Genomic DNA, 21,627 nt, shown 5'->3' with positions numbered 1-21,627 from the left:
CATGTCGAAGACCACTTTGATCAAGAACGCGGCCTGGGTGATCGGCTGGCAGGCCGGTGAGAACGGCAAGGCGGCCGGACACCGCTTCTTCCACGATGCGGACGTCGCCTTCAGGGACGGCATGCTGATCCATGTCGGCCCCGGTTTCGAGGGCACGGCGGACGAGACCGTCGACGGCAGCCGCATGATGGTGATGCCGGGCTTCGTCTCGATCCATAACCACCCGACCTCCGAGCCCGGCAACAAGGGGCTGAACGAGGAACTCGGCAGTCCGAAGCTGGGGCAGAGCGGTCTCTACGAATACATGCCGGTCTTCCGGATCCTGCCCGAGGCGGCTCCGTACACAACGCGCTACGCCATCCACGAGATGCTGAAGAGCGGCGTCACCACCTTCGCCGACCTCTCGGGCGCCCGAGACAGCTGGGTCGAGGACGTGGCCGAGACCGGCATCCGCGCCGTGCTATGCCCGATGTACCGCGACGCCGTCTGGTCGACCAAGGACGGCCACTCGGTTGTCTATGACTGGGATACCAAGGCCGGCGAAAAGGCGATGGAGCGTGCCATCGAGATCATCGAGGAGGCGGACAAGCATCCCTCCGGACGACTGTCCGGCATGATGGGGCCGTCGCAGATCGACACCTGCACGCCCGAGCTGATCAAGGCCTCGCACCAGGAGGCGAAGAAGCGCGGCATCAAAATGCAGATCCATGCCGCGCAGAGCGTGGTCGAGTTCAACGAGATGACCCGCCGCCACGGCCTGACGCCGCTCGAATGGCTCGACAGCCTCGGCGTGCTCGATGAAAGCACGATCATCGGCCATTGCATCTTCCTCAACGACCACCCCTGGCTGCACTGGCCGCAGGCGGACGACTTCAATCTGCTGGTGAAGTCCGGCGCCAACGTCGCGCACTGCCCGACCGTGTTCTGGCGCCGCGGCATCGCGCTCAACCATGTCGGCCGCTACGTCAAGGCGGGCATCCCGCTCGGCCTCGGCACCGATACCTTCCCGCACAATTTCATCCACGAGCTGGAAGTGGCGATGATCGTCGGTCGCATCATGTCCGGCGACTACAACAACGCGACGACGGAGGAGATCTTCGATTCCGGCACGATCGGCGGCGCGAAGACCCTCGGCCGCGACGATATCGGCCGGCTCGAGGTCGGCTGCAAGGCGGACCTGGTGATGGTGGATCTCGACCATGCCTACATGCAGCCGGTCCGCGATCCGCTCCGCAGCCTGCTCTACTCCGCCGGCGATCGCGCGGTTCGCCACGTCTATGTTGATGGCAAACAGGTGGTTAAGGACGGCGAGGTCACGACCATCGACGTTGCGGAAGCCGCAGCGAAGATGACCGAGTACCAGAAGGTCACGATGTCGACCGTGCGGCAGCGCGACTGGGCCCAGCGCCCGATCGAGAAACTGTCGCCGATGAGCTATCCGGACGCGCACTGAGGAGCGGATATATGAGTGAATATGATCTGGTCGTCCGCGGCGGCACCGTCGTCAATGCTTCTGACATCGTCAAGGCGGATGTCGGCGTCAAGGACGGGCGCGTCGTCGCGTTGGGCGAGAAGCTCGGCGCGGGCGCGCAGGAAGTGGATGCGTCCGGCCGGCTGGTGATGCCGGGCGGCGTCGACAGCCATTGTCATATCGACCAGCCCTCGAGCACCGGTGGGCGCAATGCGGAGACCTTCGAGAGCGCGACGCGCTCGGCAGCCTGCGGCGGCACCACCTCGGTGATCTGCTTCGCTCCGCAGCAGAAGGGGGTCGGCCTTGCCGACGGCGTTGCGGCCTATCACGAGCGGGCGAAGAGCGCCTGCATCGACTACAGCTTCCATATCGTCATCAACGATCCGAACGACGCGGTCGTCGGCGAGGACCTGCCGAAGCTGATCGGCGAGGGCCACCGCTCGATCAAGCTCTTCATGACCTATGCCAGCAACCGGGTCGATGATGGGCAGATCCTGCGCATCCTCGAGGTCGCGCGGCGCAACCAGGCTTTGGTCTGCGTCCATGCCGAGAACCATGACGCGATCATGTTCATGACCGAGAAGCTGCTGGCGGCGGGGCTGAACGGCACCAAGTACCACTCCTGGTGCAAGCCGGCCCTGGTCGAGCGCGAGGCGACCTACCGGATGATCGCGCTGGCAGAACTGATGGACCAGCCGATCCAGATCTTCCACGTCACTTGCGGCGAAGCGGCGGAGGAGATCCGCCGGGCGCAGCAGCGCGGCCTCAAGGTCTTCGCCGAGACCTGCCCGCAATATTTCGTCCTCACCGAGAAGGATCTAGACCGGGACGCGCGGGAAGGGGCGAAATATCTTTGCTCGCCGGCGCCGCGCACCGAGGCGGAACAGGAGGCGCTCTGGGACTATGTCCGGTCCGGCACGCTCGGCAATGTCACCTCGGATCACGCGCCCTACAATATCGGCGATCCGGACGGCAAGTTCTGGGCCGGCGACAATGCCCCCTTCAGTTCCATCGCCAACGGCGTGCCGGGGCTGGAAACGCGGATGCCGATCGTCTTCCACGAAGGGGTGGTCAAAGGGCGCCTCTCCCTGCAGGACTTCGTCGCGGTCACCTCGACCAATGCTGCGAAACTCTTCGGCCTGCACCCGCAGAAGGGCGCGATCGCGGTCGGCGCCGATGCCGACATCGTGGTCTGGGACGCTGAGAAGAAGACCACGATAAGCCAGGACATCCTGCACCACGCGACCGACTACACGCCCTACGAGGGCATGGAAGTCACCGGCTGGCCGGCGGCGACCATCGCCCGCGGCAGCGTCGTCTGGCAGGACGGCAAGGACATGTGCGAGGCCGGCTACGGCAGGTTTCTCGCCCGGGAGCCCTACGACTACATCAAACCGAACGGAGCTTTTCCGACACCGTTTGATCCTGTCGCAGGAACGGTTATGGAATAAGCAGTACAAAAAAAATTCGAACAGAGGAGCATTTTGATGTCCCGCATCCTGACCATCGGCGCCGCCCAGCTCGGCCCGATCGCGCCAGACGAGTCCCGCGCCAGCGCCGTCAAGCGCATGATCGAGCTGTTGAAGCAGGCGGGCGACCGCGGCTGCAATTTCGTTGTCTTTCCGGAACTGGCGCTGACCACCTTCTTCCCGCGCTATTACGAGGAAGACATCTCCAAGATGGACCATCATTTCGAGCGCGAAATGCCCGGGCCTGAGACGCGGCCACTCTTCGAGGAGGCCTCCAAGCGCGGTATCGGATTCTATCTCGGCTATGCCGAACTGACGCCGGACGGGCACCGCTACAACACCGCGATCCTGGTCGACGAGACCGGCAAGATCACCGGCAAGTACCGCAAGGTCCACCTGCCGGGCCATTCCGAATATGATCCCAAGCGGCCCTGGCAGCACCTCGAGAAACGCTATTTCGAGCCGGGCGATCTCGGCTTCGGGGTCTGGAAACAGCAGGGCGGCATCATGGGCATGGCGATCTGCAACGACCGCCGCTGGCCGGAGACCTACCGGGTGATGAGCCTGAAGGGCGCGGAGCTGATCGTGCTCGGCTACAACACGCCGGACGTGAACACCTCGGCCTTCGAGCCGAACCACCTGCGCATGTTCCACAACCATCTGACCATGCAGGCCAACGCCTATATGAACTCCTGCTTCGTGGTCGGCGTCGCCAAGGCGGGCATGGAGGACGGTTGCATGCTGATCGGTGGGTCCTGCATCATTCAGCCGTCGGGCGAGATCGTCTCCCAGGTTTCCTCCGTGGATGACGAACTGGTCACCTATTCGGCCGATCTCGACCTTGCCAAGATGGGCAAGGAGACCGTGTTCAACTACGCCAAGCACCGGCGGGTCGAGCATTACGGCATCATCGCCTCGCAGACCGGTGTCGAACTGCCGCCGGAACTTCGGGACGCGGCGGAATAAGGTACGGCACGAGCCTCACGGTCTCGTCAGCTTGGGTGAAGCGGACTTGGCGCTATAGTCCTTGAACCACAGATGAAATACCCGCCCGATCTTCCGGGCGGGTCGTTCAAGGTTCGGAGTTCATATGCCGCGGTTCGCCCGCTTCGTCTTTGCCGTTCTTTTTCTGGGCGCGGTCTCTCTCCAGAGTACGCGCGCCGAGCCGGTCGAGCGCATCCGCGTCGAGGGCGAACTGATCGATACCTGGTGCTACGTCACCGAGATCATGTTTGCCCGCGGCTCCGCGCATTACCAGTGTGCGGTCTGGTGCGCGGTTGGCGGTATCCCGGTCAGCATAAGGGCGGAAGACGGCACGCTCTATGTCGTGCTCCGTGTGGAGGGCGACTCGCAGAATGTTGCCAATCCCTCCATGATCCGGATCCAGAGTCATCAGGTCACGGTCGATGGCGACCTGATCCGGCGCGACGGGGTCAACTACCTGCTGGTGACGCAGGTGGCGGACGACGCGGGCATTGTCGATCTCACGCACGAGAAGTTCGGCATCCAGCCGTGGGGGATGTGAGCGTGGCCCGGGGTTGCATTTCGCTTCTCGCAGTCTTCCTGATGCTGGCCGCAATTCCCGCTGGGGCGGCGCAGAAATGGGGCATCGACGGCGAGATGACGGCGCAGTTCGAAGCCAAGGTCGTCGACCTGCTCTGCGAGCTGAATGGGGACTGCCCGGAAAAGTGCGGTGGCGGCAAACGCCAGCTCGGTCTGCTCCGGGACGACGGTCGCCTGCTGATTGCGGTCAAGAGCAACACGCTTTTCGCCGGCGCGACGCTCGATCTGCTGCCCTATTGCGGCGGGCGGGTCGAGGTTGACGGACTGATCATCACTCATCCCTCGATGGTTATCTACATGCTGCAGAAGCACCGCGAGCCCGGCGCGGCGGACTGGATCCAGGCGACCGCCTTCGCCAAGGACTGGAAAAAGCGGAACGGTACGACCGACGCGAAGCGCTGGTTCCGCCGCGATCCGCAGACGAAAGATGTCATCGGCGCCTTCGGCAAGGTCGGGCGGCCGGATTTGGTCCCGCCTCCGGTGGAGTAGGACGGACACCGTGCGGAATGCTTTTTTCAGGCTGATTCTGTCGCTGGTGCTGCTGTCCGGAGTGCCGGTGGCGCGCAGTGCGGAGCTACCGTCGCTCTTCGGCGGTCCGTTCGAACTGACGGACGAAACCGGCGCCAGAGTCAGTCCGAAGAGCTATGCCGGAAAATACATGCTGGTCTATTTCGGCTATTCCTACTGCCCGGATATCTGCCCGACCGATCTGACCGTAATGGGGCAGGCGCTCGATAGTCTCGGACCTTTGGCAGAGAGGGTTCAGCCACTCCTGATCTCGGTCGACCCCGGACGCGACACGCCCGGTGCATTGCGCGATTTCACCGACGCATTCCATCCTGCGCTCGTCGGTCTGACAGGAACCGAGGCGGAGGTCGCCGCCGCGGCGAAAGCCTACCGTGTGCACCGGCGCCGGTTCCGGCTCGACGGTGCCGCCGACGAGGATTACCTCGTCGACCATTCGACCCTGACCTACCTGATGGGCCCAGACGGCGGTTTCGTCACCATGTTTCCGCGCGGCACCACGCCCGAGCGTATGGAGGCCGTGCTGAGAAAGTATCTATCCGAATAAAGAGCTGGCTCAGCCGTCGAACGGGATGATGTTGTCGAGGCAGCCGTCGGCATTCGCTCTCAACAGGACGTTCAGGATCTGACCGTAGGCGATGCGCGGAATCTGGTTGTTCGAATGCAACAGGTTCTCCCGCAGCTTTTTGACGAGCCGCTGGTTCGCGCTCTAGAGCGATCAGGTGAAGTCGATCGGGTTCGCGCCGTCGAGCGTACCGCCCGGGACGTGGGTCAGGGGCACCACCGGCTCGGCAGGCCGGTCGGTGCGGGTGGCGAAGACGGTGTCGCCGTCATTCGCCTGCGCCAGGCCGAGATTGGCGTTTTCGCTTCCGCTTTCATGCTGGGGGGGAAACATATCCGCACGCGACTGCTCCGTCCCGCGTCGTTCTCGGCCGCGACGGCGGCTGCCGCTCGCGGTATCCGGTCGACATGCGAGAGACGGTCAATGTGAAGTCATCCGCAGAAGTTGCGGATCCGGCGCGATTGTCAGTCCGGGCGGTTCATCTCGAAGGTCTCGGCGACGGCGCAATAGTCCATATAGCCGAGTCGGCCGACCGGCTGGTACTTGGTCACGTCGATCCGGCCGTCGACGACATACTTTTCGTCGATATGGATGCCGACCACCTGTCCGAGCACGATACAGTTGCGCGCGGTCTCGCTTTCCGTCGGCAGATCGATGGTACGCAGATACTTGCACTCAAGGTGCACCGGCGCGTCCTTCACCCGCAGCGGCTTCACATACTGGGAGGGCAAGCCCTCAAGACCTGCATGCTGCATCTCGTCGGTTCCGTGCGGAAAGTGGATCGCCGTCTCGTTCATCTGCTTCGCCTGCGCCGCGCCGACGATGTTGCAGACGAATTCGCCGGTCTTCTCGGCGTTCAACTGGCTGTCCTTCGGCGAGCCGTCCTTGCGTGAGCCGCTGGAGAAGATCACGCAGGGCGGGGCCCAGGAGACCGCGTTGAAGAAACTGTAGGGTGCGAGGTTGGTGACGCCGTTCTCGTCCAGAGTCGAGATCCAGCCGATGGGCCGCGGTGAAATGGTCGCCTTGAACGGATCGAAGGTGAAACCGTGATCCTTGTGCTTGCCCGGCTCGAAAAACATCCGCCTCGCTCCTCCCTGTCGCGTGAAAGCCAGAGCGGAATGCCACAAAGCCGGGAGACTGGCAACGCCGCGGGCCCGAACGGGTGCCATTCCCAGCCGACCCGTATCATGGTACCGCTCGACCGGGAGGCGGAGCGGACATGACGAGATTTCCGGAAGACGATGCGAATCTGCTGGAAAACCTGCGCGCCGAGTTCGGCAAGCAGGAAACGATGCAGCGGCTGTTCCAGACCGTGCTGCCGCATCTTGAGGGGGGACGCCGTACGCTGGTCTACATCCTGGCGCAGGTCGATCGGATCGGGCACACGGCGATGGAACCGTTCTTCCTGAAGAACCTTTTTGGCCCGCAGTACGACCGCATTATCCTCGTCACGGGCACGGGAGAAGGTCCCGGCTACAATCCGTTCACCCTGCAATGCCCGGGCCCGGAATTCGTCCATGTGCCGACCCCGGACCCGATCCTGCCGCTGCTCGGCTTTCTCGACGGTGGAATTCTCGACCTGAAGCTGTTCCATCTCTGTCTCGCCTCACCGCAGCGCGTGGTGCGGGATTTCGGACGCCATGTCGTCGCAGGGGGCGAGGTCCGGCATTTCGAGCTCCCGGAGGCGATCCGGGAGGCCGGCGAGGCGTTTCTCTCGACGGTCGGCATGCCGGAAGGAACGCCTTTCGTCATGCTGCACACCCGTGACATGAGCTATTTGCCGGAAAAGGCGCATCATGCCTTCCGCTGCGCCGATATTCGAACCTACGCACCGGCGATCCGGCGTTTCACCGACGCAGGGTACTGGGTCTTCCGTCTCGGCGACCGGAGCGGCATCGCGATGGCCGATGCGCCGCCTGAAGCCGTCGATGTGTCCCGGCATGCTGCCTACAGCCAGGCGCTGGACATCTTCCTGTCCGCGCGTTGCGCCTTCGCCTTCAATCAGGCGTCCGGACCGGAAGCCCTGGTCCGCGCCTTCGGTCGGCCTGCGGCGACGGTCAATCTGGTCTACGAACTTCTCCGCCTGCCGCTGAAGAACGACCTGCTGCTCTTCAAGGACTATGTCTCGTCGGGAAGCGGAACACGGCTGTCTTATCGGGAGATCCTCGACCGGGGGCTTCCGGCAGTCGGCAGCGGCGAGGTCTTCGCGGGAATGGGCGTCGAGATTCGCGAGAACGGCGAAGAGGAGCTGGAGGAAGCGGCCCGGATCATGATTGCCCGGGACCGGGACGGGACGGAGGAGCCCTCGGATCCAGATGTGCTCGACAGCTTCCGGAGTCTTGGTTCGGTCTATGAGCAACGGCTGATGGCCGATCCGGAGATGCAGAAGGACAATCACGATTTCTACGCATATGCGTACGATTTCGGCGCGCCGGCTCCCTCCGTTCTCGCAAGAAAAGGTTTTCTGGACCGCACCTGACGGCTGGTCTATCTAGCGCGCTGCCTGCATTTTCCGGATCCGTCCGTATGCTCTACCAATTGTTCGCGATCATCGCCCCGGTTTTCGTCTGCTCGGCCTTCGGGATTCTCTGGGCGCGCCTGAAGCTGCCATTCGATAACGAGTCCGTCACCTCGATGGTCACGCTCATCGGTACGCCGTGCCTGGTGTTCGGCACCCTGGTCGGGCTGGAACTCTCGATCGACTCTCTGCTCCGGATCGGCGCGGGCAGCGCGCTTGTCGTCGCAGCGACGGTTGCCGTGATCGTGCCGGTTCTCTTCCTCTGGCGGAAATCGCAACGCGCCTTTCTGCCGGCGCTGATGTTTCCGAATGTCGGCAATATCGGCCTGCCGCTCTGCCTCTTTGCCTTCGGTCAGGAGGGGCTGGCCCTGGGCATCTCCTATTTCGCCGTGCAGGCGGTCACAATGTTTACGGTCGGCAACGGTATCGCTTCCGGGCGTTTCGGCATCGCCTCGCTGACCCGCAACCCGATCATCTACTCGGTCGCGGCGGCACTGGTCTGCATCTTCGGCGGGATCCAGGTGCCGAAATGGATCGTCGACACCGCCGATCTGATGGGCGGTATGTGCATTCCGCTGCTGCTGATGACGCTCGGGGTGTCGCTTGCCAAGCTACGCCTTTCCAACCTGCTCGACAGCTTCGGGGTCGCGGTGCTGCGGTTGGTGGTCGGCTTCGGTGTCGGCCTTCTCGCGGCCTGGCTGCTCGAGACCAGTCCGATGGAAACGGGCGTGCTGATCCTTATGTCCAGCATGCCGGTCGCGATCTTTCCCTATCTCTTCGCCGTCCGCTACAACCGCGAACCCGAGACCATTGCGGGCTGCGTCATCGTCTCGACGGTCCTCGGATTCCTGACCATGCCCGGGCTGCTCTATCTCGTTCTGGAGCTTTCCGGAAAGGCCGGTTGAGAAGCTCCGCTCAGGGCGTCAGGATCTGCCTGATCGCGGTGCCGTCTTCCATGCGGTCTAGCGCGGTGTTGACCTGCCCGAGCGTCATCCGGTGGGTGATCAGTTCCTCGACCGGAAGAAGACCGCGCCGGTGCATGGCGATGAAGCGCGGAATGTCGGTGCGCGGATTGCAGCTTCCGACATAGGAGCCCTTCACCGTCTTCGCGCCGGTGACCAGCGCGGCGACATCGAGCTGAAACGGTGTCTTCGGATCGACCAGACCAACGGAGACGACTGTCCCGCCGCGCCGGGCGCTGTCATAGGCCATCTCGAAGGCGCCCAGGGTCCCGGCGGTCTCGAAGGCGATATCGACGCCGCCCGAGGTCAGGTCCAGAACGTCCGCAGCCGCGCTCCTGTTACCTGAGGCAATCACGTCGCTCGCGCCGAGGCGTCTTGCGTGTTCCAGCTTTGCCGGGTCGGGATCGAGGGCGATGATCCGCGATGCGCCGGCCGCGCGCGCACCGAGCAGCGCGCTGAGCCCGACCCCGCCCGCGCCGGCGACGACGACCGTATCGCCGGCCTTGATACCGCCCGTATTGAGCACGGTTCCTGCCCCGCACATGACGGCGCAGCCGAACAGGGCGGCGATGTCGAGAGGCAGGTCTCTTGGTACCCGCACAACGGATTTCTCGGAGACCAGTGCGTACTCGGCAAAGGCCGAGAGGCCCATATGATGATGGACCGGCGCACCGTCCAGCGAGAGGCGGGTGCTGCCGGAGAGCAACTCGCCCTTGCGGTTCGCCGCGAGGCCGGGTCCGCAGAGATGGGCTTCTCCGTCTAGACAGGCCGGACAGGCGCCGCATTGCGGCTGATAGACCAGCACCACGGGGTCGCCAATCCCGACCGAGCTTACGCCGGCACCCGTCTCGACGACCGTCCCGCTGGCCTCGTGGCCCGGCACGATCGGCATCGGCCAGGCGCGGACGCCGTTGATCACGGACAGGTCCGAGCGGCAGAGGCTTGCCGCGGCAATCTGCACCAGAACTTCACCTTCGCCCGGTGCAGGCACTTTGACCGTCTCGAGCGACAGCGGTTTGTACTCCGCATAGGGCCGTGCCGGGGCCGGCGCCGTCAGGACGGCGGCCTTGAACGCGTGCCTCATGCGAACTCTAAAGCGAGATAGGAGTTCATCACGCTCTCGATGGTTTTCTTGTCGAGATCGCGGACGATGAAGACGAGCCGCGACCGGCGGTCCTCGTCCGGCCATTTCTCGATCTTGGCGGGCGGGTGGAACATGTGCTGGACGGCATGGACCACGACCGGCTCGTCCGCGAGTTCCTTGAGGTTCAGCAGGCCCTTGATGCGCAGGATATTGGCGCCGTGCGTCTGGGCCATCATGTCAAGCGCGCCGGCGATCCGGTTCCATTCCAGCGGCTCGTCGAAATAGAGCACGAAGGAACGGATGTGATCGTCATGCCGGCTCACGTCGTGATGATGGTGCCCGTGATCATGTGCGTGATCATCATGGTGATCGTGATGATGGACGTGGCCTTCGGTCGCCCGGTAGGCCTCCTCGCGGAGCCATTGGGAGACATCGGCGCTCTTGGTCTTGGGGTTGTAGAGCCCGGCATTGAAAAGCACGGAAGGCGCCACGTCGCCTTGTACGGCTCTGACGACGGGGGCCGCCGGATTGAGTTCCGCGAGGCGCGTCTCCACCTGCGCGACCTGATCGCGGTCCGTCACGTCCGTCTTGGTCAGCACGATGCGGTCGGCGACGGCAGCCTGCTTCACGCTCTCGAACTGCTTGTCGAATTGTTCCATAGCGTGATGGACGTCGACCACGGTGATCACGCCGTCGAGGCGGAAGCGGGTGACCAGGAACGGATCCGCCATCATGGTGTGCAGGATCGGCGCCGGGTCGGCGAGGCCGGTGGTCTCGACCACGATGCGGTCGAAATCCGGGACAAGCCCCTTCGCGCGCTCCTTGAAAAGCCGCTTCAGCGTGTCGACCAGATCTCCGCGGACTGTGCAGCAGAGACAGCCGCTGTTCAGTAGCACCACGTCCTCGTTCGACTCCATCACCAGCGCGTCGTCGAGACCGACCTCGCCGAACTCGTTCACGATGACGGCGATGCGGTCCATCTCCGGATGGTGCATCAGTTTCGAGAGCAGGGTGGTCTTACCGCTGCCGAGGAAGCCGGTGAGAATGGAGACCGGAAGCCGGTCCGGTTCGCTGGTCGTGCTGGTCATGATGTCGCCCGTTCTGGCGTTGGTCTCTAGTGGGGGTGATGAAGTCCTTGGTCTTGATCGTGACCGCAGGCATCGCCGTCATGCGTATGATCGTGATCGTGACGATAGGGCACCACGGCCGCTTCGTCCAAGCGTCCGAAGAGCGAACGGAAACTCGGATCGCGCTCAACCTCGGCAGGATGACCGGTGCAGCAGATATGCCCGTTCAGGCAGAGCACCCGATCGGTGCCGCGCATCACGAGGTGCAGGTCGTGCGAGACCAGAATGACTGCGGCGCCGGTTTCCACGCGGATCGCCTCCACCAGCCGGAACAGCTCCGATTGCGCGGCAACATCCATGCCCTGGGTCGGCTCGTCGAGAACGAGCAGGGAGGGTTGCTTCAGGATCGCGCGGGCCAGCAGAACCCGCTGGGTTTCGCCGCCGGAGAGGGCTGCAAGCTGGCGGTCGAGCAGATGGGCGATCCCGGTGCGCTCGGCGACTCCCGCGACGCGGCCGCGTACGCCTTTCATGCCGAGCGTCAGGAAACGTCGGGGGGTGAGCGGCATGGTCGCGTCGATCGCCAGTTTCTGCGGTACATAGCCGATGCTGGTACCGGCTTCGAGTGTCACGCTGCCGCTGCCGGGACGCACGAGACCCAGGATGGCGCGGAGCAGCGTGGTCTTGCCTCCTCCGTTCGGGCCGATCACGCTGATGATCTCGCCCCGTCCGAGGGCGAAACTGACATCCCGAAGAACCGCCCGCCCATTATGCTCGATGGTGAGATTCGTCACGTCGAGCAGTGGTGATGTCCTGTCGAGCATCGATCAGGCCGCGGCCGACATGCAGGCCGGGCACAGCCCCTTGATCTCGACCGTGCTTTCCTCCGCCTTGAAGCCATGGCGCCGGGCCAGGCTGTTCAGAAGTGCGTTCAACTCTCCATCCTCGACCTCGAGCGCGGCCCCGCAGTTCCGGCAGATCAGGAAACCGCAATCGTGGCCGGCCTCGGGATGGCTGCAGCCGATATATGCGTTCTGCGACTCGACCTTGTGCACCAGGCCTTGTTCCATCAGGAACTCGAGCGCGCGGTACACGGTCGGCGGGGCGACTCTCGCACCCGGCTTGCCGTCACGGTCGGCATCCTTCTGCATTTCCGAAAGAATGTCGTAGGCGCCGACCGGCGCATGGCGCTGCCAGACCAGTTCCAGCACCCGGCGTCGGGCCGGCGTGATGCGGGCCCCGCGTTCGGCGCAAAGCCGTTCGGCCGCGCTCAGCGCGTCGTTGAGGCATTGGCCATGATCGTGGTCCGGGCTGGGAAAGCTTCCGTCGGGCTTGTGCACCTGTGTGGCATCCGTCTCAGTCGAAGAGTTTCTGACGCAATAGTATAATGTTTCATAACCGCGTTCCAAGGACCGGGGTGATCCGGCGCCCGCCAAATGGCGTACCTGAGAGGAAAGCGGCCCGGACTCGGACGGGCTCGCTTGCCCGTGCCGGGATGGACACATGAAGCCTTTTTGCGCCCGCTTTTTGCCCTTGATCGCGTCCGCACTGTTCCTTGCGACCCTGTTGCAGGCCGATGTCGCGTCGGCGTCCAGCCTGGTTCCGAAGGGCTGGGCGCAAGAGGGGCTGATCAAGTTCAAGGTCTACCGCGAGGGCGATCCGCTTGGCGTCGCCATGCTTAGATTTGACATAAACAACGGAAATTATCGCGTTGATATGCAGACATTATTGGATTTCAACGTAGGGCCTTTCACGCTCTACTATTATGCGCTTCGCGCGCAGGATGAATGGAACGGGTCCGAACTTCTAAGCGCGCGCGGCGTGGTCAATGACAACGGCGACGTCTTCATCGTCGATGGTCGGGCCGGGCCGGACGGGTTCCGCTTTGCCGGGCGCGAGGGCGAACATGTGGCTCCGCCCGGCGAATCCGTTCCGTCCACTTACTGGAATTACGCCCTGACCGATGCGACCAAGCTGATCGACCTGCAATATGGGCGTCTGCGCAACATCACCGTGACGGAGGCGGGCTCCGAGACGATTCTGGCCGAAGGCAAGGAGGTGGAGGCCGTACATTACGAGATGCGCGGAGATCTCGACCTCGACATCTGGTACGGACGGAACGGTGAATGGGTCAAGATGACGTTCGTGCATGACGGAGCCCGGTTCGAGTACGTGCGGGTCGCGCCGAGGCCCGGTGACCGTGACCGTTTTCTCGAACTCGACGCGGTGAAGAGTGCCGGTTCCGAGACCGTGCGTGTTGTACTCGAGGAACTCGAATGATGGCGCGCTGTGTCTGGATTACCGGCGCAAGTTCCGGGATCGGTCTGGCGCTTGCCGAGCGGATGATGCGCGATGGCTGGATCGTTGCAGGATCGGCGCGCTCCGCCGAGGCGCTGACCGAGCTTGAAAATCGTCACCCGGAATGCTTCTTCGGCTACCCGCTCGATGTGACCGACGAGACGGCGGCCAAGGTCGTCGTGGCGCGGATCCGGGAAGAGAGAGGAGGGCTCGATATGGCGGTTCTGGCTGCGGGAACGCATCTGCCCGTCGAGCTCGAGGACCTGGAAACGAACAAGTTCAGGACGCTGGTCGGAGTCAATCTGCTGGGGGTGGTGCACTGTCTTGCGGCCGTGGTGCCGGGATTCGTCGCCGCCCGTCAGGGCCACGTTGCCGTGGTCTCGTCTGTTGCCGGTTACGGCGGCCTGCCGACGGCGGCGGCCTATGGGGCGACCAAAGCGGCCCTCAACAACATGACGGCGGCATTCAAGCTCGATCTCGACCGCTATGGCGTGAAGATTCAGCTGGTCTGTCCGGGATTCGTGCGCACCCCCCTGACCGACAGGAACCCGTTTCCGATGCCGTTCCTGATGGAGCCCGAAGACGCCGCGGAGGCGTTTTACAGGGGCCTGCAATCCGGCCGGTTCGAGATCACTTTTCCGCGCCGTTTCGCGATTATCCTCAAGCTGCTGAACGCCTTGCCCTACAGTGTGTATTTCAGGCTGATGAAGCGGGGCACGGGCAAGTGAACGACATGTTGGGGGACCGGCTGGCGGCCTATGCCCGCTGCTACGAGACACTGACGGAACAAAAGCTCGGGGCACTCGCCGCGTTGCTTGCGGACAATATCCGTTTCAAGGATCCATTCAGCAATGTGACCGGGAAAGCCAATGTCATAGCGATTTTCCGGCATATGTTCGAGGCCATGGACAAGCCCGCATTCGAGATACTCGATCGGGTTGCGGGGGAAAACGCCTGTTATCTCAAGTGGCGGATGACCGGGCGTGTGAAAGCGGCCGGCGACCGGGAGATCGTGATCGTCGGCCTGAGCGAGGTGTCATTTGATGATGACGGCCTCGTCGCGAGCCATATCGACCACTGGGACGCCGCGTCGCAGGTCTATGCACTTTTCCCTGTGCTGGGACCGCTGCTGCGCTGGCTAGGCCGCCGTTTTACGCCCGCCGGATGAGCCCGTTTGATCCACCGTATCCTTGGCGAAGAACAGGGTGACGGTTCCGATCGTAATGCCGAATTTCGAGACTTCCGCCTTGTTGATCATCACTCCGCCTGGCTGCAGGAACATCCAGTCATCGAAGCGGACCTTGACCGTGTTGTCGCCGACCTTGAGCATCAGATCGTAGGACCAGTTGAGGGCCTTGCCCCTTGCAACGCCCCTGGCGACGCCGACCACATCGTCCGCGCGGCCTTCGTAGAGCCCGTCGCCGGTCCTGGTGATGCGCCAGATACGTTGGTCCTGTTCGCCGTCGCTATAGTCGAAATCCTCGGTCAGGGTCAGGGTGGTGCCGTCCCACTCCCCCTCTATGTCGACGATGAACTCCCGTTTCAGGTTGCCGAAGCGGTCCTCGAAGATTCCCCAGGCTTTGGTTCGGCCGGCGAAATACTCCTCCGGTTTCAGTTCCGGGGACGTTCCGGAAAAATCGTCTATCTGCATGTTCGAGCAGGCTCCGAGCGTCAGAAGTATCACTAGAAAGTACGGAAAACGGCGGCTCATGGATCACCTCCCGGTGCTTGTGTCTCGGACGTTTCTGCGATTTTGCGGCGCAGCGCCGCCTGCCGTTCCGCCGTGATCGGGAACCCCCGCATGATTGCGATGGCGGCGAGCTTCAGGACCACCGGCGCGGCGCCGTAGAGAAGTGTGAGCGTAAGGAGAGCGGAGGGGGCGTTCTCCCCCGCGGCATCGAAGCCGGCCAGATCCAGGACCGGAAAGGCGATGCCGACGGCGAGGGCTAGCGCAAGTTTGGTCGCCATTCCCCAGAGCGCAAAGTAGAGCCCGGTGCGCGCACTGCCCCCCTCGGCGGTATCGACATCGACCACGTCCGCCTGCATCGAGGGAGGAAGGACGAGGTCGGCGCCGAGGCAGAGGCCAGTTCCGATACAGACGGCGAGAAAGCCGATGTAGTCGCCGGGGCCGAGCAGGGGAACCGTCGCGAAGATCGCGCTGTTCAGCAGCATGGCGGCGCTCCACGCGCGGTGCTTGCCGATCCGATGGCTGACGAGCAGCCAGAGCGGCACGCCGGTGATGCCGAGCAGGAAGTAGATCAGCAGCAGCGTGTCGACGGAATCCGGCAGTTCGAGGCCCTTTTGGACGAATAGCACGAACAGGGTCGCCGCCAGCCCGTTCGCCAGCCCGTTCAGGAGATAGGCGAGAATCAGACGCAGAAAGGGTTTGTTGCGGAAGAGCAGAGCCGCACCGGCCCGCAAGCGGATCGACGGTTGCGGTCTCGGCGAAGCGACCGGAGACGCTTCCGGGACTAGGCCGGTCGCCAGCAGGACCGAGAGCGGCAAGGCGAGAATCAGGAATATGGCGAGGACGGACATTACCTGCCCGAGGCCGCTGTCGCCGCCTGCAGCCGAGATTGCGGCCGGCATGCCCGATGCCAGCAATGTGCCGAGGACCACCAGGGTCTCTCGGAACGCGGTGATCCGTGAGCGCTCGTGGTAGTCGCTGGAGAGCTCGGCGCCCCAGGCCGTGTAGGGCAGCTGGACCATAGTCCAGCCGAGATAAAGCGCCGCGCTCCAGGCGAAAAGGTGGAGCACGCCTGCGCCTTCCGGCGGAACGAAGAGCATATAGACGGCCAGGCAGGTGAGCGGAGTGCCGGCGATGAGCCAGGGCTTGCGGCGCCCGAAGCGGGTCGCGATACGGTCGCTCAGGAGGCCGATGACCGGATCCGAAACCGCATCCCAGAGCCGGGCCACGAGCAGCACCAGCCCGACTGCGGCGAGGTTGAGGCCACGTTCCTGGGCATAGAAGGCCGGCAGGAAGATGAACAGCGGCACGCCTAGCGCGGCGAGAGGCAACCCCGGGAATCCGTAGGCGAGGAGGGGAAGTCGGGGCTGGCGCGAGGCCGCGGTCTCTGCCGTCATGCCCTCACGCGTGCTTCAGAGCGATTTGCCGGACATCGATATTGCCGGCACGGAAACCGCCTTCGCAGTAACAGAGATAGTAGTCCCACATCCGCCGGAACCGCTCGTCGAAGCCGAGCGGGGCGATCTCGTGCCAGCGGGCGTGGAAACGCTCCCGCCACATCGCGAGCGTGCGTGCGTAATGGCTGCCGAAGCCGTCATCGGCGACGCATTCCAGACCCGACGCACGAAACTGTTCTTTCAGCTTGCTGACGGAGGGCAGCATGCCGCCCGGGAAAATGTATTTCTGAATGAAGTCCGGATTGCGCCTGTAATCCTCGAAGTCCGCATCGTCGATGGTAATGATCTGCAGCGCCGCGTGCCCGGTGTCTGTCAGGCGGGATCGCACCTGGTCGAAGAAGGCAGGCCAGTATTTCTCGCCAACCGCCTCGAACATCTCGATCGAGGCGATATGGTCATAACGTCCGTCGATATCACGGTAGTCGCAGAGCTGGATCGAGACCTTGTCGGCGATGCCCTCGCGTTTCGCACGCTCGATCGCGTAGTCGTGCTGTTCCTGTGAAAGGGTCAGGCCGACGACCCGTGCACCGTAATCACGCGCCGCGACCGACGCGAACCCGCCCCAGCCGCAGCCGATTTCCAGTACGGTCTGACCCGGTTCGAGCCGCAACATGTCGGCAATGCGACGGTACTTGCGCCGTTGCGCGGCTTCCAGCTCCTCTTCGCCACAGTCGAAAACCGCCGCGGAGTAAGTCATGCTCGGATCGAGCCACTTGCCGTAAAACGCATTGCCGATGTCGTAGTGGTGCGCGATATTGCGCCGACTGCCGCGTTTCGTGTTTCGGTTGGTAAAATGCTGAACGGACTTCACCAGGCGGACGAAGCTTGTGCCGTCAATGGCGCGGGAAAGAGCACGCCGGTTGGCGGCACCGAACTCGATGAGGGCAGGCAGGTCCGGGGTCTCCCAGTTGCCGTCCATATAGGCTTCGCCGAAACGCACGTCGCCGCCGAGCAGCAATTTGCGGCTGACCGCGTCGGAGCCTAGGCGGACTTCCGCGCGCGGACCGACATCCGGACCCCGAAAACAATAGCTCTCGCCGTTCGGAGCATGCACGGTCAACTCGCCGACCCGCACCGCACGCAGCATGACAAGAACCGCACGGGTCCATGGCATGAACGGATCGGTTCTGTGTGGTCGCAGTCCTGCTGCCGGCAGCGGATAATCGGCCATCTCGTGATCAGTCATTCCAGTTCGCCCCATCCTAGGTCTTCTTGCTTACGCTGCATGCCGTCCGGCGGATGACTTGCCGACGACGGTTACTGCGTTTTCGGGCTCGGTCGGTCTTTCATGGAAGATCGCGCCCTTGATCCACAGTTTCAGTGCCTCCCAGTGAATCCCCGCGACGACCTTGATGGTCAGAAATGGATAGAGTACCGCCATCTTCAGGAGCGCGCCGTCCGTGAGCCGTTCCCGGCGTCCCGTGTGGGTCGCGACCAACGTTTCCCCTGCGGGAGTTTCCTGGCGGATCAGGATCGAGAGCTTCTCGCCGGGTTCCTTCAGGCGGAAGCGGTAGGTCGATCGCATCTCGATGAAGGGCGAAACGTAGAAATCCTTGTCGCAGCTCTGCGTGATCACATTATCCGGATCGTGCCCGTCCTCGACCCGGATCAGATAGCAATGCTGCTGACCGAATGTGTTCTTCACCTCGTAGAGGATCGCTTGCAGACGGCCGTCTTCATGATGGCAGAAATAGATCGTCAGAGGATTGAAGACGAAACCGAGAATTCTTGGAAAACAATGCGTTGTAATGCGATCTTGATGTGATTCGAAACCCGCCAGGCGAAGCTGGGCGCGGACCCACTCCGCGACGGGCGTGCCGTCGCGGCTGCCGTGGTCGCGGTCGAAGTAGGAGAACAGGTTGAACCGGTTGCGCGAGAAAAAGCGGAGCTTCCGCGCGAGCCCGTCGAGTTCGTCGAGATCGATCAGCATGGAAAAGACACGATAGACGAAGCGATGCCGGAACGGCAGCAGGCGGGCATGCATGACCGCGCCGCGGTAGAGGCAGGAAGTCGTCGCACTCTGCGGATCCGTCGACCTGTCCGCCATCTCAGTCGTCCCCGGTAGCCGCTGCCGTTGCCATTGCGTCCTGAAGCGCCAACCATCGCTCGCTCGCGGGCGCGACCGATGTATTCCACGGAACTGTGACCCCGAGACTGCGGGCGACCGCAACGGCGGCCTTGAGTCCGTCCTCGTGGAAGCCGTAGCCGCAATAGCTGCCGCAGAACCAGGTATTGCGGGTTCCCTGGATGGTTCCGAGCTCCGACTGCGCGCGCACGGCGGCATTGTCGAACACCGGGTGAGTATAATTGAAGCGCGCGAATTCGAGTGCGGGGTCCGGCTCCTGCAGCGGATTCATGGTGACGAACAGCGGCAGTCGCTCGTCGATGCCCTGCAGGCGGTTCATCCAGTAGGTGAGCGCGACCGCGCGATCCATGTCGCGCCGGCCCTCGGCGAGATAGTTCCAGGATGCCCAGGCCGCACGTCTCTTCGGCATCAGGCTTACGTCTCTGTGGAGCACGGCGACATTATCCTGGTAGCCGAAGCAGCCGAGCAGACTGCGCTCCGCGTCGTCCGCGTCGCCCAGCATCGAGAGCGCCTCGTCGCCATGTGCGCCGATCACGATCTGGTCGTAGAAGGTTTCCGAACCGTCCGGCTCCTTCACCATCACGCCGCTCTCGAGCCGGCGGATGTCGCGCACCGGCTGGCCGATCCGGATCTGGCCGCCGCGCTGTTCGATCTCCTTTGCAAGCCGGCGCACATAGCTGCGCGAGCCCTCGTCGACTGTGAACCATTGCGGACGGTTCACATGTTTCAGCAGCCCGTGATTGACGAAAAAGCGGACGAAGCTGCGGGCCGGAAAGGCGAGCATGGTCTCGACCGGGCAGGACCAGATCGCGGCGGCCATCGGCAGCAGGTGATCGTAGAGAAAGCCGTCGCCGTAACCTTCGCGTTTCAGGAAGGCACCGAGTGTGAGATCCGGTTCGTGTTCTTCTTCGAGCAGCCGCGGCGCGGCGGCGAAGAACCGGGCGACGTCGGTCAGCATCCGGTAGTAGCCGGGTCTGAGCAGGTTTGTCGGCTGCGCGACCAGCCCACGAAGCGAGCCCTCGTATTCCAGGGCGCCGTTGCCGACGGAGACGCTGAACGACATGTCGCTGGGCTTGGTCCTGATACCGAGCCAGTCGAACATGCCGATCAGGTTGGGATAGGTCGCCTCGTTATAGACAATGAAGCCGGTATCGACGGGCACTGCCTCACCGTCGTAATCGACTGTAACCGTATTGCTGTGTCCGCCTAACCGATCGTTCGCCTCGTAGACCGTGACCTGGTAGCGCGATGACAATAGCCACGCGGCGCCGAGCCCGGCGATCCCGCTTCCGACAACAGCTATACGCATCAAGTCACTCCCCCGGAACAAACTCTATTCTGAATTGTGCCGCATGTGCAGCATTTCGCTGTGGCTAACCCCACGCAGCCGACCTTTCGGAATCGGTGTCTCCGAGACCCTTGTAAGCGGCGAGGGCGCGGTCCCGGCCGGCCGCGAGATCGACGATCCGGGTCGGATAGTCGGGCGCCGGATTGCCGGGCGCCTCCCAGGGCTTTTGCAGATAACGGTCGGGCACGTCTGCCAGTTCCGGAACCCAGCGGCGGGTATAGGCGCCGTCCGGATCGAATTTCTCGCCCTGGAGGACGGGGTTGAAGATGCGGAAGTAGGGCGCGGCGTCGGCACCGGACCCGGCGACCCATTGCCAGGAAGCGGCATTGTTCGCGAGATCCGCGTCCAGCAGGGTGTCCCAGAACCAGGCCTCACCCTCGCGCCAGTCGACCATCAGATGTTTGATCAGGAAGGAGGCGCAGATCATCCGCACCCGGTTGTGCATGTAGCCGGTCTGCCAGAGTTCACGCATGCCGGCATCGACGATCGGAATGCCGGTCCGGCCGTGCTGCCAGGCCTGGAGCGTCGTGTCCGATCTGTCCCAGGGGAAATTCTCGAACTCTGGCCTGAGGCAGGCCTCGGGAAGCTTCGGATTGTGGTAGAGAAGCGAGTGAGAGAATTCGCGCCAGACCAGCTCTTTCAGAAAATGCTCCGCCGATCCCGAGAAGGGGTTGCGGTCTTCGGCGTGGCAGAAGGCGATTGTGCGGTGCCAGATCTGTCTTGGGCTGATTTCTCCGAAATGCAGATGCGGGGATAGCCGTGAGACGCATGGCTTCGCGGGGAAATTCCGGCCGTCCTTGTAGTTCTCCAGCGCGTTTTCGAGAAACCAGTCGAGTCGCGCCTGCGCGGAATCCTCTCCGGGCTTCCAATCGGTATGAAAGCCGTTCGCCCAATTGGGCCGCGTCGGCAGAAGCCGCCAGTCGTCGAGCGAGTCGCTCTTTGACGGAGCGCTGGATCCGCGAATTTCGTCGGGTGCGGGCTCCGGCGCTGCGGGATCTCCCAGCGCGCGCAGGGCGCGCCAGTAAGGTGAGAAGACCTTTGGCGGCGTGCCGGATTTGGTTTTGACTTCCCAGGGTTCAAAGAGCAGCGCGGCATTGAAGCTCTCGGCCCCGATGTCGGCGGCTTGCAGGGTCTGCTTCAGCTTGGTATCGCGTTCGACCGCAAACGGCTCGTAGCAGCGGTTCCAGTAGACCGCTGCGGCATCCGTCTCCGTCGCGAGAGCCCGGATCGTCTCGGCGGCGTCCCGGGATCGGACAAGGTGGAGCGCGGAGCCGCGCTTTGTCAGTCTGTTCGACAGTTCGGAAAGGCTGTGATGCAGCCACCAGCGCGATGCGCCGCCCGGCGCCCATCGGCCCGGTGTTTCATCGTCCAGGACGTATACGGGAAGCACCGGCGCGCCAGTCTCGACCGCGGCCGCGAGAGCCGGGTTGTCGCTCAGGCGAAGATCCTGGCGGAACCAGAGGAGGATTGGTTTTTCGGACAAAATACCACCTGCGATGTCTTGTTGGAGGCGATACGGCCGGTTGCCGCGGG

At 63.4% G+C, this 21,627-nt stretch carries 23 protein-coding genes; 11 read left to right on the top strand and 12 right to left on the bottom strand.

Going from position 1 to position 21,627, the window contains the following annotated elements; translation table 11 throughout:
• Position 1: 1 nt before the first annotated feature.
• The 6 genes from ACOOE1_RS05615 to ACOOE1_RS05590 all read left to right on the top strand — a co-directional run bounded on the left by ACOOE1_RS05615 (position 2) and on the right by ACOOE1_RS05590 (position 5,575).
• A complete protein-coding gene (locus ACOOE1_RS05615) occupies positions 2 to 1,453 on the top strand; it encodes an amidohydrolase family protein (protein ID WP_420405355.1) in 1,452 nt (483 codons plus the stop codon).
• Positions 1,454 to 1,464: 11 nt separating this feature from the next.
• Complete coding sequence (gene hydA / locus ACOOE1_RS05610; RefSeq protein ID WP_420405354.1) at positions 1,465 to 2,922, top strand: dihydropyrimidinase; 1,458 nt, start codon at positions 1,465 to 1,467, stop codon at positions 2,920 to 2,922.
• 36 nt (positions 2,923 to 2,958) lie between these two features.
• Positions 2,959 to 3,906, top strand: coding sequence for an N-carbamoyl-D-amino-acid hydrolase (locus ACOOE1_RS05605; RefSeq protein WP_420405353.1), 948 nt, complete (start codon positions 2,959 to 2,961; stop codon positions 3,904 to 3,906).
• 124 nt (positions 3,907 to 4,030) lie between these two features.
• Positions 4,031 to 4,465, top strand: a complete 435-nt coding sequence (locus tag ACOOE1_RS05600) for a hypothetical protein (RefSeq protein ID WP_420405352.1) — start codon at positions 4,031 to 4,033, stop codon at positions 4,463 to 4,465.
• 2 nt (positions 4,466 to 4,467) lie between these two features.
• Positions 4,468 to 4,992 carry a hypothetical protein gene (locus ACOOE1_RS05595; protein ID WP_420405351.1) on the top strand — a complete coding sequence of 175 codons (525 nt, stop codon included), beginning with the start codon at positions 4,468 to 4,470 and terminating at the stop codon, positions 4,990 to 4,992.
• Between the two features lie 10 nt (positions 4,993 to 5,002).
• The gene (locus ACOOE1_RS05590) at positions 5,003 to 5,575 is read left to right on the top strand and encodes an SCO family protein (protein ID WP_420405350.1); all 573 of its coding nucleotides are present in this window, start codon (positions 5,003 to 5,005) and stop codon (positions 5,573 to 5,575) included.
• 171 nt (positions 5,576 to 5,746) lie between these two features.
• Here the strand turns inward: ACOOE1_RS05590 and ACOOE1_RS05585 are convergent, their stop codons facing one another.
• Both ACOOE1_RS05585 and ACOOE1_RS05580 read right to left on the bottom strand, forming a co-directional pair.
• A complete protein-coding gene (locus ACOOE1_RS05585; protein ID WP_420405349.1) occupies positions 5,747 to 5,923 on the bottom strand; it encodes a hypothetical protein in 177 nt (58 codons plus the stop codon).
• A gap of 131 nt (positions 5,924 to 6,054) precedes the next feature.
• Positions 6,055 to 6,669, bottom strand: coding sequence for a flavin reductase family protein (locus ACOOE1_RS05580; protein WP_420405348.1), 615 nt, complete (start codon positions 6,667 to 6,669; stop codon positions 6,055 to 6,057).
• A gap of 140 nt (positions 6,670 to 6,809) precedes the next feature.
• Between ACOOE1_RS05580 and ACOOE1_RS05575 the strand changes: the two genes are divergently transcribed.
• Both ACOOE1_RS05575 and ACOOE1_RS05570 read left to right on the top strand, forming a co-directional pair.
• The gene (locus ACOOE1_RS05575; RefSeq protein WP_420405347.1) at positions 6,810 to 8,069 is read left to right on the top strand and encodes a TIGR04372 family glycosyltransferase; all 1,260 of its coding nucleotides are present in this window, start codon (positions 6,810 to 6,812) and stop codon (positions 8,067 to 8,069) included.
• A 47-nt stretch (positions 8,070 to 8,116) separates the two neighbouring features.
• Positions 8,117 to 9,013, top strand: a complete 897-nt coding sequence (locus ACOOE1_RS05570; RefSeq protein ID WP_420405346.1) for an AEC family transporter — start codon at positions 8,117 to 8,119, stop codon at positions 9,011 to 9,013.
• A gap of 10 nt (positions 9,014 to 9,023) precedes the next feature.
• On the opposite strand, the gene ACOOE1_RS05565 is transcribed toward ACOOE1_RS05570, so the two are convergent.
• From ACOOE1_RS05565 to ACOOE1_RS05550, 4 genes are read right to left on the bottom strand one after another with little or no spacing between them, the layout of a single operon-like run.
• The gene (locus ACOOE1_RS05565; protein ID WP_420405345.1) at positions 9,024 to 10,154 is read right to left on the bottom strand and encodes a zinc-binding dehydrogenase; all 1,131 of its coding nucleotides are present in this window, start codon (positions 10,152 to 10,154) and stop codon (positions 9,024 to 9,026) included.
• Positions 10,151 to 11,242, bottom strand: a complete 1,092-nt coding sequence (locus ACOOE1_RS05560; RefSeq protein WP_420405344.1) for a CobW family GTP-binding protein — start codon at positions 11,240 to 11,242, stop codon at positions 10,151 to 10,153. The genes ACOOE1_RS05565 and ACOOE1_RS05560 overlap by 4 nt, the downstream gene beginning before the upstream one ends.
• Positions 11,243 to 11,268: 26 nt before the next feature.
• Positions 11,269 to 12,042 (bottom strand): metal ABC transporter ATP-binding protein, encoded by a 774-nt coding sequence (locus ACOOE1_RS05555; protein WP_420405343.1) that lies wholly within the window; start codon positions 12,040 to 12,042, stop codon positions 11,269 to 11,271.
• Between the two features lie 3 nt (positions 12,043 to 12,045).
• A complete protein-coding gene (locus ACOOE1_RS05550) occupies positions 12,046 to 12,558 on the bottom strand; it encodes a Fur family transcriptional regulator (RefSeq protein WP_420405342.1) in 513 nt (170 codons plus the stop codon).
• Between the two features lie 163 nt (positions 12,559 to 12,721).
• Here ACOOE1_RS05550 and ACOOE1_RS05545 point away from each other — a divergent pair, with 163 nt between their 5' ends.
• Genes ACOOE1_RS05545 through ACOOE1_RS05535 form a run of 3 tightly spaced genes read left to right on the top strand, consistent with a single transcriptional unit; the run spans position 12,722 to position 14,684 of the window.
• Entirely contained in the window at positions 12,722 to 13,498 is a 777-nt protein-coding gene (locus ACOOE1_RS05545) for a DUF6134 family protein (protein ID WP_420405341.1), read from the top strand.
• Positions 13,498 to 14,244 (top strand): SDR family NAD(P)-dependent oxidoreductase, encoded by a 747-nt coding sequence (locus ACOOE1_RS05540; protein WP_420405340.1) that lies wholly within the window; start codon positions 13,498 to 13,500, stop codon positions 14,242 to 14,244. Before ACOOE1_RS05545 ends, ACOOE1_RS05540 begins: the two co-directional genes overlap by 1 nt.
• Positions 14,245 to 14,249: 5 nt before the next feature.
• Complete coding sequence (locus ACOOE1_RS05535; protein WP_420406411.1) at positions 14,250 to 14,684, top strand: nuclear transport factor 2 family protein; 435 nt, start codon at positions 14,250 to 14,252, stop codon at positions 14,682 to 14,684.
• On the opposite strand, the gene ACOOE1_RS05530 is transcribed toward ACOOE1_RS05535, so the two are convergent.
• The 6 genes from ACOOE1_RS05530 to ACOOE1_RS05505 form a co-directional block, all read right to left on the bottom strand.
• Positions 14,655 to 15,227, bottom strand: a complete 573-nt coding sequence (locus tag ACOOE1_RS05530) for a DUF3833 domain-containing protein (protein WP_420405339.1) — start codon at positions 15,225 to 15,227, stop codon at positions 14,655 to 14,657. The genes ACOOE1_RS05535 and ACOOE1_RS05530 overlap by 30 nt on opposite strands.
• On the bottom strand, positions 15,224 to 16,600 hold the full coding sequence (locus ACOOE1_RS05525) for an MFS transporter (RefSeq protein WP_420405338.1): 1,377 nt from the start codon (positions 16,598 to 16,600) through the stop codon (positions 15,224 to 15,226). Before ACOOE1_RS05525 ends, ACOOE1_RS05530 begins: the two co-directional genes overlap by 4 nt.
• 4 nt (positions 16,601 to 16,604) lie before the next feature.
• On the bottom strand, positions 16,605 to 17,846 hold the full coding sequence (locus ACOOE1_RS05520; protein WP_420405337.1) for a class I SAM-dependent methyltransferase: 1,242 nt from the start codon (positions 17,844 to 17,846) through the stop codon (positions 16,605 to 16,607).
• A gap of 30 nt (positions 17,847 to 17,876) precedes the next feature.
• On the bottom strand, positions 17,877 to 18,707 hold the full coding sequence (locus ACOOE1_RS05515) for a DUF1365 domain-containing protein (RefSeq protein ID WP_420405336.1): 831 nt from the start codon (positions 18,705 to 18,707) through the stop codon (positions 17,877 to 17,879).
• Between the two features lies 1 nt (position 18,708).
• Positions 18,709 to 20,055 carry an NAD(P)/FAD-dependent oxidoreductase gene (locus tag ACOOE1_RS05510; protein ID WP_420405335.1) on the bottom strand — a complete coding sequence of 449 codons (1,347 nt, stop codon included), beginning with the start codon at positions 20,053 to 20,055 and terminating at the stop codon, positions 18,709 to 18,711.
• A 64-nt stretch (positions 20,056 to 20,119) separates the two neighbouring features.
• Positions 20,120 to 21,577 carry a cryptochrome/photolyase family protein gene (locus ACOOE1_RS05505; RefSeq protein WP_420405334.1) on the bottom strand — a complete coding sequence of 486 codons (1,458 nt, stop codon included), beginning with the start codon at positions 21,575 to 21,577 and terminating at the stop codon, positions 20,120 to 20,122.
• Positions 21,578 to 21,627 lie beyond the last annotated feature (50 nt).

Source organism: Nisaea sp., from assembly GCF_965216895.1.
In the GTDB taxonomy this organism is placed as follows: Bacteria; Pseudomonadota; Alphaproteobacteria; order Thalassobaculales; family Thalassobaculaceae; genus Nisaea.
The sequence above is the reverse complement of the archived record's forward strand: the minus strand, read 5'-3'. Positions and strand labels throughout refer to the sequence as shown.

Bases quoted from the DNA above. Each gene is read 5' to 3' on its own strand.
- ACOOE1_RS05615 (WP_420405355.1), top strand. From the start codon at position 2: ATGTCGAAGACCACTTTGATCAAGAACGCGGCCTGGGTGATCGGCTGG.
- hydA (WP_420405354.1), top strand. From the start codon at position 1,465: ATGAGTGAATATGATCTGGTCGTCCGCGGCGGCACCGTCGTCAATGCT.
- ACOOE1_RS05605 (WP_420405353.1), top strand. From the start codon at position 2,959: ATGTCCCGCATCCTGACCATCGGCGCCGCCCAGCTCGGCCCGATCGCG.
- ACOOE1_RS05600 (WP_420405352.1), top strand. From the start codon at position 4,031: ATGCCGCGGTTCGCCCGCTTCGTCTTTGCCGTTCTTTTTCTGGGCGCG.
- ACOOE1_RS05585 (WP_420405349.1), bottom strand. From the start codon at position 5,923: ATGTTTCCCCCCCAGCATGAAAGCGGAAGCGAAAACGCCAATCTCGGC.
- ACOOE1_RS05580 (WP_420405348.1), bottom strand. From the start codon at position 6,669: ATGTTTTTCGAGCCGGGCAAGCACAAGGATCACGGTTTCACCTTCGAT.
- ACOOE1_RS05575 (WP_420405347.1), top strand. From the start codon at position 6,810: ATGACGAGATTTCCGGAAGACGATGCGAATCTGCTGGAAAACCTGCGC.
- ACOOE1_RS05570 (WP_420405346.1), top strand. From the start codon at position 8,117: ATGCTCTACCAATTGTTCGCGATCATCGCCCCGGTTTTCGTCTGCTCG.
- ACOOE1_RS05565 (WP_420405345.1), bottom strand. From the start codon at position 10,154: ATGAGGCACGCGTTCAAGGCCGCCGTCCTGACGGCGCCGGCCCCGGCA.
- ACOOE1_RS05560 (WP_420405344.1), bottom strand. From the start codon at position 11,242: ATGACCAGCACGACCAGCGAACCGGACCGGCTTCCGGTCTCCATTCTC.
- ACOOE1_RS05555 (WP_420405343.1), bottom strand. From the start codon at position 12,042: ATGCTCGACAGGACATCACCACTGCTCGACGTGACGAATCTCACCATC.
- ACOOE1_RS05545 (WP_420405341.1), top strand. From the start codon at position 12,722: ATGAAGCCTTTTTGCGCCCGCTTTTTGCCCTTGATCGCGTCCGCACTG.
- ACOOE1_RS05540 (WP_420405340.1), top strand. From the start codon at position 13,498: ATGGCGCGCTGTGTCTGGATTACCGGCGCAAGTTCCGGGATCGGTCTG.
- ACOOE1_RS05535 (WP_420406411.1), top strand. From the start codon at position 14,250: ATGTTGGGGGACCGGCTGGCGGCCTATGCCCGCTGCTACGAGACACTG.
- ACOOE1_RS05530 (WP_420405339.1), bottom strand. From the start codon at position 15,227: ATGAGCCGCCGTTTTCCGTACTTTCTAGTGATACTTCTGACGCTCGGA.
- ACOOE1_RS05525 (WP_420405338.1), bottom strand. From the start codon at position 16,600: ATGACGGCAGAGACCGCGGCCTCGCGCCAGCCCCGACTTCCCCTCCTC.
- ACOOE1_RS05520 (WP_420405337.1), bottom strand. From the start codon at position 17,846: ATGACTGATCACGAGATGGCCGATTATCCGCTGCCGGCAGCAGGACTG.
- ACOOE1_RS05515 (WP_420405336.1), bottom strand. From the start codon at position 18,707: ATGGCGGACAGGTCGACGGATCCGCAGAGTGCGACGACTTCCTGCCTC.
- ACOOE1_RS05510 (WP_420405335.1), bottom strand. From the start codon at position 20,055: ATGCGTATAGCTGTTGTCGGAAGCGGGATCGCCGGGCTCGGCGCCGCG.